General features: G+C 70.5%; 14 protein-coding genes and 1 tRNA gene. 3 read left to right on the forward strand and 12 right to left on the reverse strand.

Annotated elements, in window-relative coordinates; genetic code table 11:
- Positions 1-286 precede the first annotated feature (286 nt).
- From ACPP3B_RS04720 to ACPP3B_RS04745, 6 genes are all read right to left on the reverse strand, one after another.
- Positions 287-3,484, reverse strand: a complete 3,198-nt coding sequence (locus ACPP3B_RS04720) for a hypothetical protein (RefSeq protein ID WP_424859880.1) — start codon at positions 3,482-3,484, stop codon at positions 287-289.
- Positions 3,481-6,252 (reverse strand): hypothetical protein, encoded by a 2,772-nt coding sequence (locus ACPP3B_RS04725; RefSeq protein WP_424859881.1) that lies wholly within the window; start codon positions 6,250-6,252, stop codon positions 3,481-3,483. Before ACPP3B_RS04725 ends, ACPP3B_RS04720 begins: the two co-directional genes overlap by 4 nt.
- Complete coding sequence (locus ACPP3B_RS04730; RefSeq protein ID WP_185969597.1) at positions 6,242-6,871, reverse strand: hypothetical protein; 630 nt, start codon at positions 6,869-6,871, stop codon at positions 6,242-6,244. Before ACPP3B_RS04730 ends, ACPP3B_RS04725 begins: the two co-directional genes overlap by 11 nt.
- Before the next feature lie 86 nt (positions 6,872-6,957).
- Entirely contained in the window at positions 6,958-7,947 is a 990-nt protein-coding gene (locus tag ACPP3B_RS04735) for an HD domain-containing protein (RefSeq protein ID WP_424859882.1), read from the reverse strand.
- Positions 7,934-9,235 (reverse strand): Arm DNA-binding domain-containing protein, encoded by a 1,302-nt coding sequence (locus tag ACPP3B_RS04740; RefSeq protein ID WP_424859883.1) that lies wholly within the window; start codon positions 9,233-9,235, stop codon positions 7,934-7,936. Before ACPP3B_RS04740 ends, ACPP3B_RS04735 begins: the two co-directional genes overlap by 14 nt.
- Positions 9,228-9,464, reverse strand: coding sequence for a hypothetical protein (locus tag ACPP3B_RS04745; RefSeq protein WP_144326361.1), 237 nt, complete (start codon positions 9,462-9,464; stop codon positions 9,228-9,230). Before ACPP3B_RS04745 ends, ACPP3B_RS04740 begins: the two co-directional genes overlap by 8 nt.
- Before the next feature lie 157 nt (positions 9,465-9,621).
- On the opposite strand from ACPP3B_RS04745, the gene ACPP3B_RS04750 reads away from it, so the two are divergent.
- Complete coding sequence (locus ACPP3B_RS04750; protein WP_144326362.1) at positions 9,622-9,843, forward strand: helix-turn-helix domain-containing protein; 222 nt, start codon at positions 9,622-9,624, stop codon at positions 9,841-9,843.
- A 263-nt stretch (positions 9,844-10,106) separates the two neighbouring features.
- Here the strand turns inward: ACPP3B_RS04750 and ACPP3B_RS04755 are convergent.
- A tRNA-Arg gene (locus tag ACPP3B_RS04755) sits at positions 10,107-10,182 on the reverse strand.
- A gap of 212 nt (positions 10,183-10,394) precedes the next feature.
- Here ACPP3B_RS04755 and ACPP3B_RS04760 point away from each other — a divergent pair.
- Both ACPP3B_RS04760 and aroQ read left to right on the forward strand, forming a co-directional pair.
- On the forward strand, positions 10,395-10,904 hold the full coding sequence (locus ACPP3B_RS04760) for a c-type cytochrome (protein ID WP_424859884.1): 510 nt from the start codon (positions 10,395-10,397) through the stop codon (positions 10,902-10,904).
- Positions 10,905-10,939: 35 nt separating this feature from the next.
- On the forward strand, positions 10,940-11,407 hold the full coding sequence (gene aroQ / locus ACPP3B_RS04765; protein ID WP_424859885.1) for a type II 3-dehydroquinate dehydratase: 468 nt from the start codon (positions 10,940-10,942) through the stop codon (positions 11,405-11,407).
- Here aroQ and ACPP3B_RS04770 read toward each other — a convergent pair.
- The 5 genes from ACPP3B_RS04770 to atpG form a co-directional block, all read right to left on the reverse strand.
- On the reverse strand, positions 11,350-11,916 hold the full coding sequence (locus ACPP3B_RS04770; protein WP_299022094.1) for a DUF2946 family protein: 567 nt from the start codon (positions 11,914-11,916) through the stop codon (positions 11,350-11,352). The two genes, aroQ and ACPP3B_RS04770, sit on opposite strands and share 58 nt — an antisense overlap.
- Positions 11,917-11,971: 55 nt before the next feature.
- Positions 11,972-12,976, reverse strand: a complete 1,005-nt coding sequence (locus ACPP3B_RS04775) for a YheT family hydrolase (RefSeq protein WP_424859886.1) — start codon at positions 12,974-12,976, stop codon at positions 11,972-11,974.
- A gap of 10 nt (positions 12,977-12,986) precedes the next feature.
- Positions 12,987-13,403, reverse strand: coding sequence for a F0F1 ATP synthase subunit epsilon (locus ACPP3B_RS04780; protein WP_299022088.1), 417 nt, complete (start codon positions 13,401-13,403; stop codon positions 12,987-12,989).
- Positions 13,404-13,477: 74 nt separating this feature from the next.
- Positions 13,478-14,887, reverse strand: a complete 1,410-nt coding sequence (gene atpD / locus ACPP3B_RS04785; protein ID WP_299022085.1) for a F0F1 ATP synthase subunit beta — start codon at positions 14,885-14,887, stop codon at positions 13,478-13,480.
- Between the two features lie 45 nt (positions 14,888-14,932).
- Positions 14,933-15,805: a F0F1 ATP synthase subunit gamma gene (atpG, locus tag ACPP3B_RS04790; RefSeq protein ID WP_299022082.1), complete on the reverse strand. Its 873-nt coding sequence runs from the start codon at positions 15,803-15,805 to the stop codon at positions 14,933-14,935.
- Positions 15,806-15,824 lie beyond the last annotated feature (19 nt).

Here is a 15,824-nt window from a genome sequence, read left to right on the forward strand (position 1 = left end):
CCCGATGCGAGCCGACGAAGGTGCCGCGACTGGCACGGGCTGCGGCCAGCAACTGGCCCCAGTCCGACAGCGGGCGGCTACCGGCGAGCCGCCTGCGGAACGCGAGGCGATCCCCCTCTCCACGAAAGTTCTCATCCGTGTCGAAGCCTGTTGCGATCACTACGGGCGCACGTTCGACCCGAGGTTATCTGGACCCGTTGCCGCTCGCGCAACGCTGGTGCGGGCGCAGCGCAAAACGACAGCGTGAACCATATTGAACACGAGCGCCAGCACATGACAGGCGCATTCACGACCACGCCAGCGGCGCCTCGCCCGCGCTGAGCAGCCCGAGCAAGATCAATGCGGTGGTCAGCGTGTCGGGCCGGGCGTTGCGGCCCGCGCTCCACTCCAGCCCCAGCCAGCGCGCAAAGGCACCGGCGCGGCCCGCATCCTTGACCGCGAGGCCGACGCGCGGCAGCCGCTGCAGCACTTGGCGCAGCGCGGGCTCGGGCACGGCCCCGTGCACCCAGGGCGGCAAGTCGGTGCTGCCATCGGCGCGGCGCAGCACCACGCGCAGCCCATCGTCGTGCAGGCCCAGCCCCACCAGCAGCCGCACATGGGTCTGCAGGGCGCTTGCTTGCTCCGCCCCCCAGAAAGCGACGTCGCGCCGGCGCGGAGTGGTGCGCAGCAGATGAATGCGCAAGGCGGGCAGCGCCAGAGCGCGGATGTCGGCATTACGCGGCCAGCGCCGCTGCCACTGCTGCAGCCAAGCCGGCGCGCGCAGGCTCGGCAGCGCGAGGTAGGGGCCGTGCGGCCCGTCGCGCACCCAAGCGCGGCGCACGCCGGTGGGCCAGCGGAAGGCAGGATCGTCGTCACGTCTGAGGCAGTGCGCCAGTTCGGCGGCGCGCTGCAGCAGTGCGTGGGCCTGCGGCTCGCTCAGCTCCAAAGCGGGCAGGTGCGCGCGCACGCGATCCACGCAAGCGACGGCATCGCCCTGGGTCGCCTGCAACTGGCCGAGCACGGCGTAGGCGCCGGGCAAGGGCCAGTGCGCGGGCACGGCGGCAGCAGCCGACCCGATCGATGCGGGTGCGGCCGCCACACTGCCGGCGGCCTCGGTCGCAGCGGGGGCGCTGGTGACAGCGCACGCCCGCAGCGCCCGCTGCGCCACGCCGTCGCGGTCGCCGAGCTGCGCCAAGCGCTCGCACTCGCGCACCGCCAGCGCCCAGGTGACGATGGCCTGGGCGTGGATGTAGTGCTCGAGCGACACCAGCGGCGAGGTGTGTCCGAGCAGCCGCGCCACGGCGAAGGCCGCTTGGCGCGCGCTGCCCGATGGTCCCCCGAGCAAGGCGCGGTGCAGCTCGGCGCCGCGGCGCAGCAGGGCTTGCGTGTCGGGGTCGCCAGCGAAGACATCGATGATGGGCGGCAGCTCCACGGCGCGCAAGGCCAGGTAGGTCCAGGTGGCGAAGGCGTGGCGCAAGTGGTGGATGTGCGCGCCGGCAAGAGCGTCGGCCAGCGCCTCGATGATTCGCTCGGCGGTGCGCTCGGCCGAGGCGCGGGTGCGGCCGAGGTCGAGGTCGAACAGCGGCACTTGCGCCCGAGCGGGTGCGAACGCAGCGCGGGGATCGGCGCCAATCTGGGCCCAGCGCTGGTGCACCCAGGCCAGCAAGCGCTGGCGCTCGGCGGGCAGCAGCAGCGCGCCAGCGGGGATGATGCGCTGCGCATGCGCGGTCTTGAGCCGCCGCTGGGCGGTGGGGCGCACGACGATCGTCAGGTCCGGCTCGGGAGAGATGTCGAGCAGCCGCAGGCCCAGGATCTCGGCGCGGCGCATGCCGGTGCGAAACGCCAGCACCGCGCTGAGCCAGGCCATCTCCCACAACGCCGGCGGACTCTGCGGGTCGCGCTGCAGCAGCGCTTGACGCTGCAGGGTCTGCAGCGCCCGCATCAAGACGCCGGCCGGCAGCGGCCGCGCATCGACGCCGTCGGGCACGCGCTCGCGCGCTCGGCTGCGGCCGGCGACGGTGCGCTCGATACTGCGGCGCAGCCCCGCCCAGGCAAGGCGCAGCGTGCGCTGGCGCCGTGCGCTGGCCGACGCCAGCAGCAGCTGCTCGGCGCTGTCGAGCTCCTCGTGCGACCACTGGGTGGGGTCGGGCAGCGGCGGCTCATCGCCGCCGTCTGGCTCGGCGCCGGCGTCGGCTGCTTCGGCGCTGCCCAGCTGGCCGAGCACCGCCACCCATGCCGGCAGCAGGGTGTGCACCTGGTGCGCGATGCGCCGTTGCACCGACGGGCTTTGCTGGGCGCGCCGCACCGCCAGCGCCGCCAGCCAGCGCAGCAGCACCGCTTGGGTGTCGGGCAGCGCGGTGCCTGCGGCCTGCAGCCGCTGCTGCCACGCCGACTCTTCGGTCGGCCAGGGGCCGTCGGCAGCGGCGATGGTGCACAGGCCGTCCAGCCACGGGTACAGCAGCGCGGCGTCCGCCGCCCAAGGCTGGGCCTCCTCGGCGGTGGCCTCGTCCTCCTCGTCGTCGGCAGGCGCGATGAGCCGTGCGGCCGCGCGCGGCTGCTCGTCAGCCCCCAGCGACGCGCTCAATTGCTGCCACAGCCGCGGCTCGATATCGTGGGTGGGGTAGTGTCCGCGCATGAGCTGCACGTCCAGCGCCGTGCCCCAGCGCAGCCACAGGACGCTGGCGCCTTCGATGAGGTCGTCGAGGTCGCGCGGCGCGTGGGCACTGCCCAGCAGACGGCGCCACTGCGCCGGCAGCGACGACGGCGCGACGATGTCACCACCCGGGCGGTGCTCGAGCAGCCAGGCGCTGACCGGATCGAACAGCCAGCGCTGCAGTCGCGCGCGCTGCGCGCCGCGCGCGGGGTGCTCGATGTCGAGGTAGGGCACGCCCAAGCCGGTGCGCGGCAGCGCCGCGTTCGCGCACAGGCACGCGCGCAGCACCTGCAGGGCGCGCCGCTGAAGCAAGCCGCCGAGCAGGGTCGCGCTGAGCAGCATCGCCGCCAGCCACCGCGGGGCGCTCGAGACCGATGCGGGCCGGCGCAAGGCCTCGAGCAAGGCAGCACGCCAGCGCTCGGCGCGCTGCAGCCGCTGCAGCGCCTGCCCGGCGAAGGGGCTCTCGGGTGGGTGCACGGCGGCCAGCAGCAGTGTCGGCGCCGGCGGCTCGACGACGGCGGCGCGCGCGGCCGCGCGCAGCGCCCGCACGAGCTGGTAGACCCAGCGCAGCCACTGCGCGGCGCGCTGCAGCCCCGCGTGGTGGCGCGCACGCGCCGACGGCGCTGCCGCGTCGGGCTGATTCAGACAGTGTTGCACCAGCGCCTCGCACAGCGCGCTGGCGCTGCTGGCGTCGGCCATCGGGCCGACGCCCTCGCACAACCACTGCGCATGGGGATTGTCGGCGTGCTCGCGCAGCACGGCGCGCAGCGCGGCCAGCGACGCGGTGGCCTGCGCGCTTTGGCCGTGCGCCAGGCGCGCCCACAGGGCCTCGATGTCGGCCACGGGTTTCATGCCGGTGAGCGAGTGGGTGCGGCCAGGGCACTGACCAGGGGCACGATGCCCAGGGACTGGAGGTCGTGCTCGATGGCGACGCAGAGATCGGCGAGGGCGCCGCGCCAGTCGAAGGTGCTCAGCGGCCCCCAGGGCCACTCGCCCTGACGCGCGTGGCCGAGGTAGGCGTCGATCACCTCGGCGCGCATGCCAGCACCGAGCAGCCGCGAGCGCAGCCGCGCACGCGCGAAGTTGGGCGGCACCAGATCGTCGGCACCGGGCGCGAGCGCGGCTGAGGATGCGCTCGGCGCGGTCGCGGCGGCCGAGACGGTGTGCAGGCGGCGCGCCAGCTGCTGCCCCATCCAGTAGGCGCCGACACTGCTGAGGGCGGGCTGTTGGGCATCGCCGTCGAAGACGGCCAGCCCGTTGGCCTCATCCAGCGGCCACAGCACCCCGTACTCGGCCAGGCGCTGCTGCAGCCCCTGCAGGTGGCGGCGGTGCTGGGCGAAGTGCGCCGTCAGCGCCGCCGGCAGCCACACCACGCGCGTGCGGTCGTGCCAGGCTGGGGCCTTGTCGCTGAGCGCGCACAGTTGCGAGCCGGCCGCGTCGATCATCTGCCGCCAGGCCTGCCACGGCCCGAGCAGGTCGCGCTGCGCGCGCATGCCGGTGCACAGCAGCTGCAGCAGTACGGTGTAGAACACCCAGGTCTCGTGGTACTCGCGCAGCTGCGCCCAGCTGCGCACCTTGGTCGCCAGGCGCCGCTGGGTGTCGCGCACGAGCGCCTGCAGCCACGCTTCTTGCAGCACGAAGCGCGCCCCCGCGCGCCAGATGGGCCAGGCGGGCGCTGCCTCTGCCTCTGCCTTTGCCGCTGCGGGTGTGGGTGGCAGCACGGCGCTTGGGTGCGGTGCGTTTGCTGGCTGCGGCGGCCCCAGGGCGGCCAGCCACGGCGCCAGCCGTGCGCAGCCCTGCGTCCAGGCCTGGGCGATGTGCGCCAGCGTGTGCTGGGTGTAGTGCAGGCGGGGCTCGCCGGCGTGCTGCGTCTGCGCCAGCGTCAGCCACACGCAGCTGGCGTCTGCCGTGACGTGCAGCAGGATCGCTGGCATCGTCTGCGCGATGCGCTGCGGCGTGATGCGCGGCTCACCGATGGCCTGCAGCAGCGCCTGCGCTTGGGCGTCGAGCGTGCTCGGTTGGGTGCTGAACACCAGCTTGGCGTGGCTGTGCGGCCGCGCGCGCTCGGGCGCGCCGCTGGCGCGCAGCACGAGCGCCCACCAGTGGGTGGCGCCGGGCAGAAACACCGCTGCGGCCACCGGCTCGCCCCAGGCCTGCACCGCCTCGGGCAGCGGGACGCGGTAGCGTGGCTGCAGCGCCGGCAGCACGCATCCGAGCGGCTCGGGCGGCGCCGCCTCGTGCCCCGGCGGGCCCCAGCACAGCAGGGTGGGCGCATCGATGAGCGCCTGGCGCAGGACCGCAACCAGGGCGTCTTCGGCGCTGGGCGCGTGCACCCAACGCCAGCGCAGCGTGCGCGCTTGCTCCAGGCTGCGGCCCAGCAGCAGCGCGACCAGTACGAGCGCGCCGGCCTGCGCGCGCGCACCACCGGCGGCGCCGCGCTGCTGGCCAGCGTCGAGCGCCGCGCGCACGGCCCGCCCCAGACACTGCAGCTCCCACGGTGTGAGCACGCGCCAGTCCCAGCCGAAGCGCTGTGCGGCGCTTTGCCGCGTCGGCTGCCCCCAGCGGCCGGCAAACAAGCGTGCGCCGCAGGCGCGCGCATCGAGGAGCTCGTACAGCGGCTCGGCCGTCTCCAGCGGCGAGGCCCCCAGCGCTTGCTCCTGGCCGATGACGTCGGCGAGCTCGCGCTCGTCGCGCGGCAGGTCGTCGTACCACCACAGCGCCTCCTCGTCTTCGTCTTGCGGTGGCAGCAGCTCCGGGGCTTGACGCCGCATCGCAGGCCCGATCAAGCCGACCCAGCCGTGCACGGGCTGGCGCGGGCCGCGACCGCCGCCGCGGCGGCGCGCGCGCGGGCGCACCCGACCCACGCAGCGCTGGGCCCAGGCGATGAGGTAGCCCAGATAGAGTGCCCAACGGTGGCGCTGCCGCGCAGACGCGGGCGCGGCGCTGTGCGCAGCCGCCAGCGCCAGCAGGGCCTCACGCCGGGCGCGGGCCAGTGTCTGCAAGAAGGTGGCAGTGTCCTGCGCCACCGGCAAGGCTGCGAGCAAGGGCTCGGCACGGGCCAGGCTGCACTCGCGCACCACCAGCGCCGCGTTGGCCAGCGTCGCGCTCGGCAGGGCGTCGCGTGCCGCAGCCGACGAGTGCCGATCGCGCAGCAGCGCCAAGCTGCCCAGCAGCAGGTGGCCTTGCAGCCGCGCCAGGCTCGGCGCCGCCGCGCTGCCCGGCCGCTCGTGTTCGTTCCACAGCGCCGACACCAGTGGTGCGGCGCGGATGCCATGCCGCATGAGCGGGTGGCCGCGTGCACCGGCAGCGCCGTGCAGCAGCGGCGCCAGCAGCGGGTGTTGCCGCAGGTCGGCGGCGTGGGCTCGGGTCCAATCGGCGGCCCAGCGTGCCCCCTCCAGCCACTGGCGCAGGCGCTCGGGCGGCAGCGCGGGCAGCGCGCCGAAGTCACCGCGCTGGGCATGCTGCAGGATCGCGGCCATACACGCGAAGATGCGGGCATGGCCGATGAGTTCGGGGTGCGCGCGCACGTCGTGCAGCAGCGCGCGCAGCGCCGCAGCGTCGGCGCCGTCGGCGACAGCGGCGTCGATGAGCGCGCGCCAAGCCGGCGGTTCATGGCTCATGGCGCTCACTCCGCAGGGCTTTGGCCAGCGCCGCGGTGGTGCAGCCCAGCGCCTGTGCCAGGGTTTGGAGTTGGGCATCACGCAGCATCGGCAGCGGCGCGCTCGGCAGCCGCTCGTAGCGCTCGCGCAGCGCGTTGAGGCCCGCAGCCCAGCGGTGCAGCGCCCGCTGCCCCACGGCGTCCAGCGCCGCCAGCAAGGCACGCACCGCGGGTGCCTGGGATCGGGGGCAGCTCAGCACCAGCACCACGACCTCGGCGTCGCGGCCCAGACATTGCCACAGCATGGCCCAGGTGCGCGCTCCGGCCAGCAGCCGCCACTGGCCGCCGCGGGTGCGCCGCACGACGATGGGGCTCAGCAGCGCCAGCAGCTGCACCGCCGGCAACGTCCAGGCGTTCCAGTCGACGATCGCCGCGCCCGGCTCGCCCTGCAGGTCCGCCTCGGCGTCGGCCACGATGGCCGCCAGTGGCACCCGTGCCAGCTGCAGCTGCACCGCCCACGGGTGGTCAGCCGCGATGATCCACGGCAGCGGTGCGCCGCACGATGCGGTATCCGCTGACGCGGCAGGGGCGGGCGCGGCGGGAGTGGTTGGGCAGGCGGCGGTGGCGGGGCGACGGGACATGGCGGCGCGGTGCAAGCGGAAGGTCGCACGCGCGCATGCTACCCAAAACGGCGCAGCGCGTGGGCGCGCCCTGCCCGCCCGCGCGCTCAGGTCGCCGTCGCAGACGCCCCCAGCCCCCAGTAGACCCGCGTGCCCAGCGCCGGCACGTAGCGTCCTGCCGGCGCGCCGCGGGCGCGACACTGCTCGATCAGGTCGATTTGGCCGGAAAGGGCATCGACGCTGCCCAGCACCAGCGCCTCGGGAGTGCGCGGTCGGCGCAGCCCGACCCAGTCCGGGGCCCAGCAGGCATGGATGGCGTGGTGCACCGCCATCTCGCGCAGCGCCTGCGGCCGCGATGCGAGGGGCAGCTCGGCCAGCGCTTCGGTCATCCACTGCAGGGTGCTCAGGCGGTGCCCGATCAGCTCGCCGCGCAGCGTCAGCCGCCAGCGCCGCTGCGCCGCATCCCACCGGTATTCGTCGGCCTTGCCCAGGTCGTGGAGCAAGGCGGCCATGATCAGCACCTCGGCGTCGACGCTGGGGTCGCCGGCGGCCAGCCGCAGCGCGCGCTGCGCGCAGTCCAGGCTGTGCTGCAGCAGACCGTGCGCGCGCGCGTGGTGGTGCTGCAGCGAGGCGCGCGCCTGGACAAAGGCCCACAGGCGCTGCGGGTGGCGCCAAAACAGGGCGTTGAACCAGGCGCGCATCGGCTCGCTCAGGCGCTGCCACAGGAGCGCAAAGGCGGCGCGGGTGTGCGCCGCCTGCGGGCCCAGCCACGCATCGGGCACGGTCTGCAGCAGATCGACGTCGGCCGCCAGCGCCGCGGGCCACACGCGCAGCGCCTCGATGGGCGCGGTAGCGGCGAGGTCCGCTTCGGCGACGGCCGCGCGCGCCAGCCGTCCCGGCGCGAGGGTGTCAGCGCGCAGCGGCTGGCTCCAGTGCAGGGTGCGCGTGCCCTGCCCGGGCACCCAGACCTCGGCGCGCAGCCGGCGCCGGCCGCCATCGGGCACGCCGCGCGGGCGCAGCAGCCGCACCAGTACGTGGCGCGCCACGCCCGGGCACGCCGTCGCCGGCATCAGCGCCGGCGGTTCATACGCGCTCATGGCTGCCCTCCCAGGCACCATGGTCGACATCGGTGGCGACGGCGGCGGCACCCGCGCCGACCACGCCCACTGGCCCGAGGTGCTGGCACAGCAACCGCTCGAAGGCCGAGCCATCGCGCCGTGTGAGGTTGGGCACGAAGCGCGAGTAGATGCGAAACAGCATCTCGGTGCTGCTGTGCCCGAGCTGGCGCGCGATCCACTCGGGCGACTCGCCGGCGGCCAGCCACAGCGTGGCGGCGGTGTGGCGCATCTGGTAGGGCCGCCGCGGCGCCAAATCGAGGTGGCGCAGCAGCGGGTACCACACCCGCGTCATGAAGTTCTTGTTGTCGATGGGGCGCCCAGCGCGGTTGGCAAACACGTACAGCGCGTCTTCGCGGCTGGCGCGGCGCTGCGCGGCCAGCGCCTCGTAGACCATTTGGTTCATCTGGATGTCGCGCATGGAGCCGTCGGTCTTGAGCTCGTCGTCTTCGCCCAGCACGAAGGATTCGCGCACCAGGATGAGGCGACGCTCGAAGTCGACGTGGTGCCATTTGAGCCCGTGCACTTCGCCCGTGCGCATGCCGGTGAAGAAGCGCACCACGAAGTAGTTGCGCCAGTCCGGGCGCACCGCCCGCAAGATGCGCTGCACCTCCTCCAGTGTGAAGGGCATGACGTCGCTGCGCTTGATCTTGAGCGGCTTGATGTTGCGAAAGGCCGAGGTAAACTCGAATCGGTCGGCGGCTTCGTTGAGGATCTGGCGCAGCGGTTTCATGATCGCGTTGATGCGTCGGTGCGACAAGGTGCCCTGGCGGCCTCGGGCGGGTACTTTGGCGAGTGTTGCCCGAAACGCCAGGACATCGGCCTTGGTGATGCTGCCGACCGCCCGATCTCCGAAGTGCGGCAGCAGGTATCGATCCAGCACGCCGCGCTGTGTGATGACGTAGCTGCGCCGCCACGCGACGCTGGCCTCGGCGAACCACTGCTCGGCAAAGTCGGCAAAGCGCGGTGTTGCCGACGCTGCGGCGGCCGACGCGGCAGGGGCTGCCGCCGGCACGAGCTCACTGGCTGGCACTGGTGGCAACAGCTCCTTGGACGCGGCCGATGCCGCCGGCGCCGGCCGCCCGAAGATGCGCTCGTAGTCGAAGGTGCCAGCGGCGATCTCGGCCTCGATGCGGTCCAGAACCTTTTGCAGACGGCGGCGGTTGGCGGGGGTGTCGGGCAGTGCGGTGTATTCCCGATAGCGCCGACCTCCCACGCGAAAGTCCATAAATAGCGTGCCCTTGGTGGGCAAGACGCGGATACTAGCCATGGATGGCACCTCCCCCCAGCAGCGGAATCGCGAAGGCATCGTTCTGTGACGCCTTGGCCATGTCGGCCTCGATGTGCTCCCAGATGTAGAGCGTCTTGCGCCCGCCGAAAGGTCGGATGTAGTGCCGCCCCTCCAGCAAGACGCTGTCTTTGAGCCGGTTGCGTATCGTGCGCGGGTCGTACTTGATCCGCCGGGCCAGCTCGTCAGTCGTGAGATAGGTACAACTCATCGTTCAAGCCTCCTTTGACGAAACAGGGTTCATGCACAGGATAGCCAAACGACATCGTGAATGATGTTTTGCTATCCTGGATCGCATTATAGCATGGATTTTGGCGTTTGCAACAGCGTTGTGCTATCCTGCATGAAACTTTTCTACAGAGACAAACATGATCCGCTGCCATCTCTCGCGCTTGATGGGCGAGCGCAAGCTCAAGATCAGTGATGTCGCACGTCAGACGGGCCTAAACCGAAACACCGTCACGTTGCTGTACTACGAGCGAGCGACCCGCGTTGATCTGGATGCCATCGATCGCCTGTGCACCCTGTTCAACGTGTCCGTGGGGGATCTGTTCGAGCACGTGCCCGGGAACGCCAGTCAAGCCGATTGACTTCGTCGGCGTGCGCCGCGCTGGACGTCGCTGGTTGCCGACGGAACAGTCTCAATGGGCCACGAGACCGATGGTCACGAAGGGAAGCGAATCGAGCCGCCATGGGCTACGGCTGGGCCACGGATGGGCCATGGCAAGGTCGCTTTTGAGGAGATGACCATCGGTCGACCGATGAGATCGGCGGCAGAATCGGCGTCGAAGCCGTCATCAATGGTCTAAAACTCGGGCATGACATCATCCCGGGATCTCATAAGTGCTTGATTTGGCGCGGCTGGCGGGGATCGAACCCACGACCTTCGGCTTCGGAGGCCGACACTCTATCCACTGAGCTACAGCCGCGTTGGGCACTGAGACCTGTCGTCAAATTTTCGTGCGTTGCCTGGACGACCACAGGCTTCGGAGGCCAACACTCTATCCACTGAGCTACAGCCGCACACAAAGAAAGCCACATTCTAGCAGGGCCGGCCATGCCGCAGGGGCAGGGCCGCCGCGGGCTCGTTGACCCCGATATAATGCAAGGGTTTACTCATCGCCTGCCTAGAAGGGACACCATGAGCGAGCATGCGCACGACAGCCACACTGGCCCGATCAAAACCCCGAAGCAACTGTGGTGGACGGCCTTTTTCTCGTTCGTCGTCCCGGTGGCGTTGATCATCGGTCTCGTGTCGTACGTCACCCGCGACGCCAAGCCGCAGGCCGGCGTGGTCAACCCCGAGCTGGCAACCGCGCAGCGGATACAAAAAGTCGGCACGGTCGAGCTGCGCGACGCCAACCGGCCGTTGGCGGCCGGTGCAGACGTCTACAAAGCCCAGTGTGCGGCCTGCCACGACGCGGGGTTGGTCGGCGCACCGAAAATTGGCGACAAAGCCGCATGGGCGCCGCGCATCACGCAAGGCTTCGATACGCTGGTGAACTCGGCCCTCAAAGGCAAAGGCGCCATGGGTGCGCAAGGCGGTGGCGCGTTCCGCGACATTGAGATCGCCCGCGCCGTGGCCTACATGGCCAACGAGGCTGGCGCCAACTTCCCTGAGCCCGAAGCACCTGCGGGCAACGGCAAGTAAGCACCATCCGCGCCCCCTCGCGCAGGTAGCTCACCATGGCGCGCGTGCTGGTCCTCAACGGGCCGAATCTGAACCTGCTAGGTGCCCGCGAACCCAGCGTGTATGGGGCCGATACGCTGGCCGACCTGGAGGCGCGCTGCCGCGCCCATGGCGAACGGCTGGGCGTGGCGGTCGAGTGCGTGCAGAGCAACCACGAAGGGGTCCTGCTGGATCACCTGCACGCGTGGGGGCAGCACTACCGCGATAGGCAGGCGGTCGGTGTGGTGTTCAACCCCGGGGCCTACACCCACACCTCGATCGCCCTGCACGACGCCATCAAGGGTGTGGCGCCCATGCCCGTGATCGAGGTCCACCTGTCCAACGTACACGCGAGGGAGCCGTTCCGGCACCATTCTTGGGTCGCGCCGGTCGCGGCGGGGAGCATCATCGGCTTTGGGGTCGACGGTTATCTGCTGGCGCTCGACGCGCTGGCGCGGCGTAGGGCGGCGGGGCTGAGCACGTAGCCGTAGCGCGTCGCGAGTTCGGCAGCCTGGCACGGCTGCGGATTCCAAAGGCCGGACGCGACCGCATCGGCGGCCAGGTGCATGTCTTGGCTATGGACGATCCCGACCCCCAACGGCCCAGCCAAATACAGATAACCCGCTTCGTCGAGCCACGCGTCGTCGATCGTGGTTTCGACCCCCGTGTGGCTCACGACTTTCCCATCGGCGCTGACGCGCCACACCCACGGCGCCCGTTCGAGCTCGACGAACACTCGCTGTGGGCCGTTCTGAAAGTACCAACACCCGCGCTCGTCCGCAGCGTAGTTGCGCCCGATGAAGGCAATCAGCTTTTCGTGGCGCAGCTGCGCCCCGCGGCTCGCCGGTGTGGCCCCGGGACCGGCGAACGGCCCCGCCGCCTGGGCGGCTTCATCCCGCATCCACCAACGCCCACGCGCGTCCAACCCGAGCCAACCATAGCAGTCCGGCACGTTGGGCCACTTGGCCATGGCGGCTTTGACGATCTCGTCCATCGCTGCGTCTCTTTCTGCCCGGCACGGACGCCGAGCCTTCAGCGCCGCGATTGTGTCACGCCAGCGGTATTTGCGCTGCCCGCGCCAGCCACGGCAACACCTGCGCGGGCAGCGCCGCGACGTCGCCCCGCCAGTCGCCGGGTGCGATCGGTTCGGCAAAGCCGACGTGACCACCCCGGGCGGGCTGCCATAGGTGCACGTCCGCGCTCACCTGCTGGGGCGTGGGCAGGCTGGCCGCGGGCACGAAGGGATCGTTGCGGGCATTGAGCACCAGGGTCGGCACGCGCACCGCGTGCAGGTGCGGCTTGGCGGAGGCGCGGCGCCAGTAATCGTCCACGCCCCGAAAGCCGTGCAGCGGCGCGGTGAAGGCGTCGTCAAATTCGCGCAAGGTGCGCGCCGCCAGGGCGCGCTGCAGGTCGAACAGGCCGGGGTAGCGCGCGGCTTTTTCCTGCGCCTTGCGTCGCATGGTGCGCAAGAAATGGCGCGCGTACAGCAGGCGGTTCCACCCCTGGTCGATGGCCGCGCCCGCGGCCGCCAGGTCTAGCGGCGCCGAAATCGCCGCGGCGGCGCGCACCGTGGCCTTGGCGGACTCGCCTGCCTCTTGCAACCAGCGCAGCAACGCGTTGCCGCCCAGCGACACCCCCGCGGCCACACGCGGCAGCATCGGCCACTGCTGGGCGGCACGGGCCAGCATCCAGCCCACCTCCTCGTAGTCCCCAGAATGGTAGGCGCGAGGGGCCCAGTTCGGTTCGCCCGAGCAACCGCGAAAATGCGGCACGGCGATGCCCCAGCCGCGCTGCGTCGCCACCGCCGCGAACGCCCCCGCGTAGTGGCTCGCGGACGAACCCTCCAGTCCATGAAACAACACCACCAGCGCCACGGCGCCGGGGGGCACCGCGTGATCGACGTCGATGAAGTCGCCGTCTGGCGTGAGCCAGCGCGTGCGCCGCCAACGCACGGCAGTCGAGCCGCCTGCGCGGCCCCACAGCGCAGCACCAATCGTTTGCCAGTGGCCGTTGTGCTGCCACACCGGGGGCCGTGGCCAGTCGGTGGGCCACATCGCGCGCGCGTCAGCGCTTCTGGCGATATTTGCGCAACGCGGCGATCTGCGCCGCCATGATGGCGAGCTCCGACTGCGCCTTGGCCAGATCGACCTCGCTCTTGGCGTTTTTGAGCGCCTCTTCGGCCGCCTTGCGCGCCTCGTTGGCCTTGGCCTCGTCCAGGTCCTTGCCACGAATGGCGGTGTCGGACAGCACGGTCACGACCTTGGGCTGCACCTCCAGGATGCCCCCGGCGACGAAGACGAACTCCTCCTCGCCGTCGGCCTTCTCGATGCGCACGGCACCGGGCTTGATGCGCGTGATCAGCGGCACGTGGCCGGGCAGGATGCCCAGCTCGCCCGCTTCGCCGGGCAGCGCGACGAATTTGGCCGGACCGCTGAAGATCGACTCTTCGGCGCTGACCACTTCGACCTGTATCGTGTTCATCTCGACTCCTGTTCAATCACCGGGGGGCGCCGCGCCGACGACTCGGCCGCGACGACCGCACCCGGCGGGGCCGATCAGGCGGCCAGCTTCTTGGCCTTCTCGAAGGCGTCGTCGATGGTGCCGACCATATAAAACGCCTGCTCCGGCAGGTGGTCGCATTCGCCGTTGACGATCATCTTGAAGCCGCGGATGGTTTCCTTCAGCGGCACATATTTGCCAGGCTGACCCGTGAACACTTCCGCCACGTGGAACGGCTGCGACAGAAAGCGCTGGATCTTGCGCGCGCGCGCCACGATCAGCTTGTCCTCGGGCGACAGCTCGTCCATGCCCAGAATCGCGATGATGTCGCGCAGTTCCTTGTAGCGCTGGAGCACGGCCTGCACCGAGCGGGTCGTGGTGTAGTGCTCTTCGCCCACGATGTTGGGGTCGACTTGACGGCTGGTGGAGTCCAGCGGATCCACCGCGGGGTAGATACCGAGCGCGGCGATGTCGCGCGACAACACCACGGTCGCATCCAAGTGCGCGAAGGTGGTGGCGGGCGACGGGTCGGTCAGGTCGTCCGCAGGCACGTACACGGCCTGGATCGAGGTGATGGAGCCGACCTTGGTCGAGGTGATGCGCTCTTGCAGCTTGCCCATTTCTTCGGCCAGCGTGGGCTGATAACCCACGGCCGAGGGCATACGGCCCAGCAGCGCGGACACTTCGGTACCGGCCAGCGTGTAGCGGTAGATGTTGTCCACGAAGAACAACACGTCGCGGCCTTCGTCGCGGAACGACTCGGCGATGGTCAGGCCGGTCAGCGCCACGCGCAGGCGGTTGCCCGGCGGCTCGTTCATCTGGCCGTACACCATGGCCACCTTGGACTCGCTCAGGTTGTCGGCAACGACGACCTTGGACTCCATCATCTCGTGGTAGAAGTCGTTGCCCTCGCGGGTACGCTCACCCACACCGGCAAACACCGACAGACCCGAGTGCGCCTTGGCGATGTTATTGATGAGCTCCATCATGTTGACGGTCTTGCCCACGCCGGCACCGCCGAACAGGCCCACCTTCCCGCCCTTGGCGAACGGGCAGATCAAGTCGATCACCTTGATGCCGGTCTCGAGCAGCTCGGTCGAGGGCGACAGCTCGTCGTAGGCCGGCGCCTTGCGGTGGATGGAGCTGGTCAGCGACTGGTCGATGGGGCCGCGCTCGTCGATCGGCTGACCCAGCACGTCCATGATGCGCCCCAGCGTTGCCTTACCCACCGGCACGGTGATGGGCGCGCCCGTGTTGTAGACGGTCATGCCGCGGCGCAGGCCGTCGGACGAACCGAGCGCAATGGTGCGCACCACGCCGTCCCCGAGCTGCTGCTGCACTTCCAGCGTCAGCGGCGAGCCTTCCATTTTCAGCGCGTCGTAGACCTTGGGCATCTGGTCGCGCGGAAACTCCACGTCCACCACGGCGCCGATGCACTGAACGATCTTGCCTTGAACTTGAGCCATGATTGAAACCTTGTCGATAGGGAAAAGACGAGAGGGCGGACGGCGTCAGACGGCCGCGGCACCGGCGACGATCTCCGACAGCTCTTTGGTGATGCTGGCCTGGCGCGTCTTGTTGTAGACCAGCTTGAGCTCGCTGATCAGGTTGCCGGCGTTGTCGGTGGCGGCCTTCATGGCGACCATGCGGGCCGACTGCTCGGAGGCCATGTTCTCGGCCACCGCCTGATAGACCTGCGACTCGACGTAGCGCACGAGCAGCTCGTCGATGACGGTGGGCGCGTCGGGCTCGTAGATGTAGTCCCAGTCGTACGCGGCGTCACCGCCCTGCTCCAACTCGGCCGCCGTCAGGGGCAGCAGCTGCTGCACCACCGGCTCCTGCTTCATCGTGTTGATGAACTTGGTGTAGCACAGATAGACGGCGTTGAGCTTGCCCTGGGCGTAGGCGTCGAGCAGCACCTTGACCGGCCCGATCAGGCGCTCCAGGTGCGGCGTGTCGCCCAGCCCGGTGACGTGCGAGACCACCGGCGCGCCGATGCGGTTCATAAAGCCGAAGCCTTTGTTGCCGATCGCCACCACCTGGGCCGTGTGGCCCTTGGACTGCAGCTCACGGAACTGATGGGTCACCGCGCGCAGCAGGTTGGTGTTGAGGCCGCCGCACAGGCCCTTGTCGGTCGTCACCACGATCATGCCACTGACGGTGGCATCCGGGTGTTCGACCATAAACGGGTGCACGTACTCCGGGTTGGCCCGGCTGAGGTTGGCCGCGATCTGGCGCACCTTCTCGCTGTACGGCCGGGCGGTGCGCATGCGCTCTTGCGCCTTGCGCATCTTGGAGGCGGCGACCATCTCCATGGCCTTGGTGATCTTCTTGGTGTTTTCCACCGATTTGATCTTGCCGCGTATTTCCTTGCCTGCTGCCATCGCTGCTCCTTCGGGGGGA

Origin of the sequence: Tepidimonas sp. HKU77 (genome assembly GCF_049728535.1) — a bacterium.
Lineage (GTDB): Bacteria > Pseudomonadota > Gammaproteobacteria > Burkholderiales > Burkholderiaceae_C > Tepidimonas.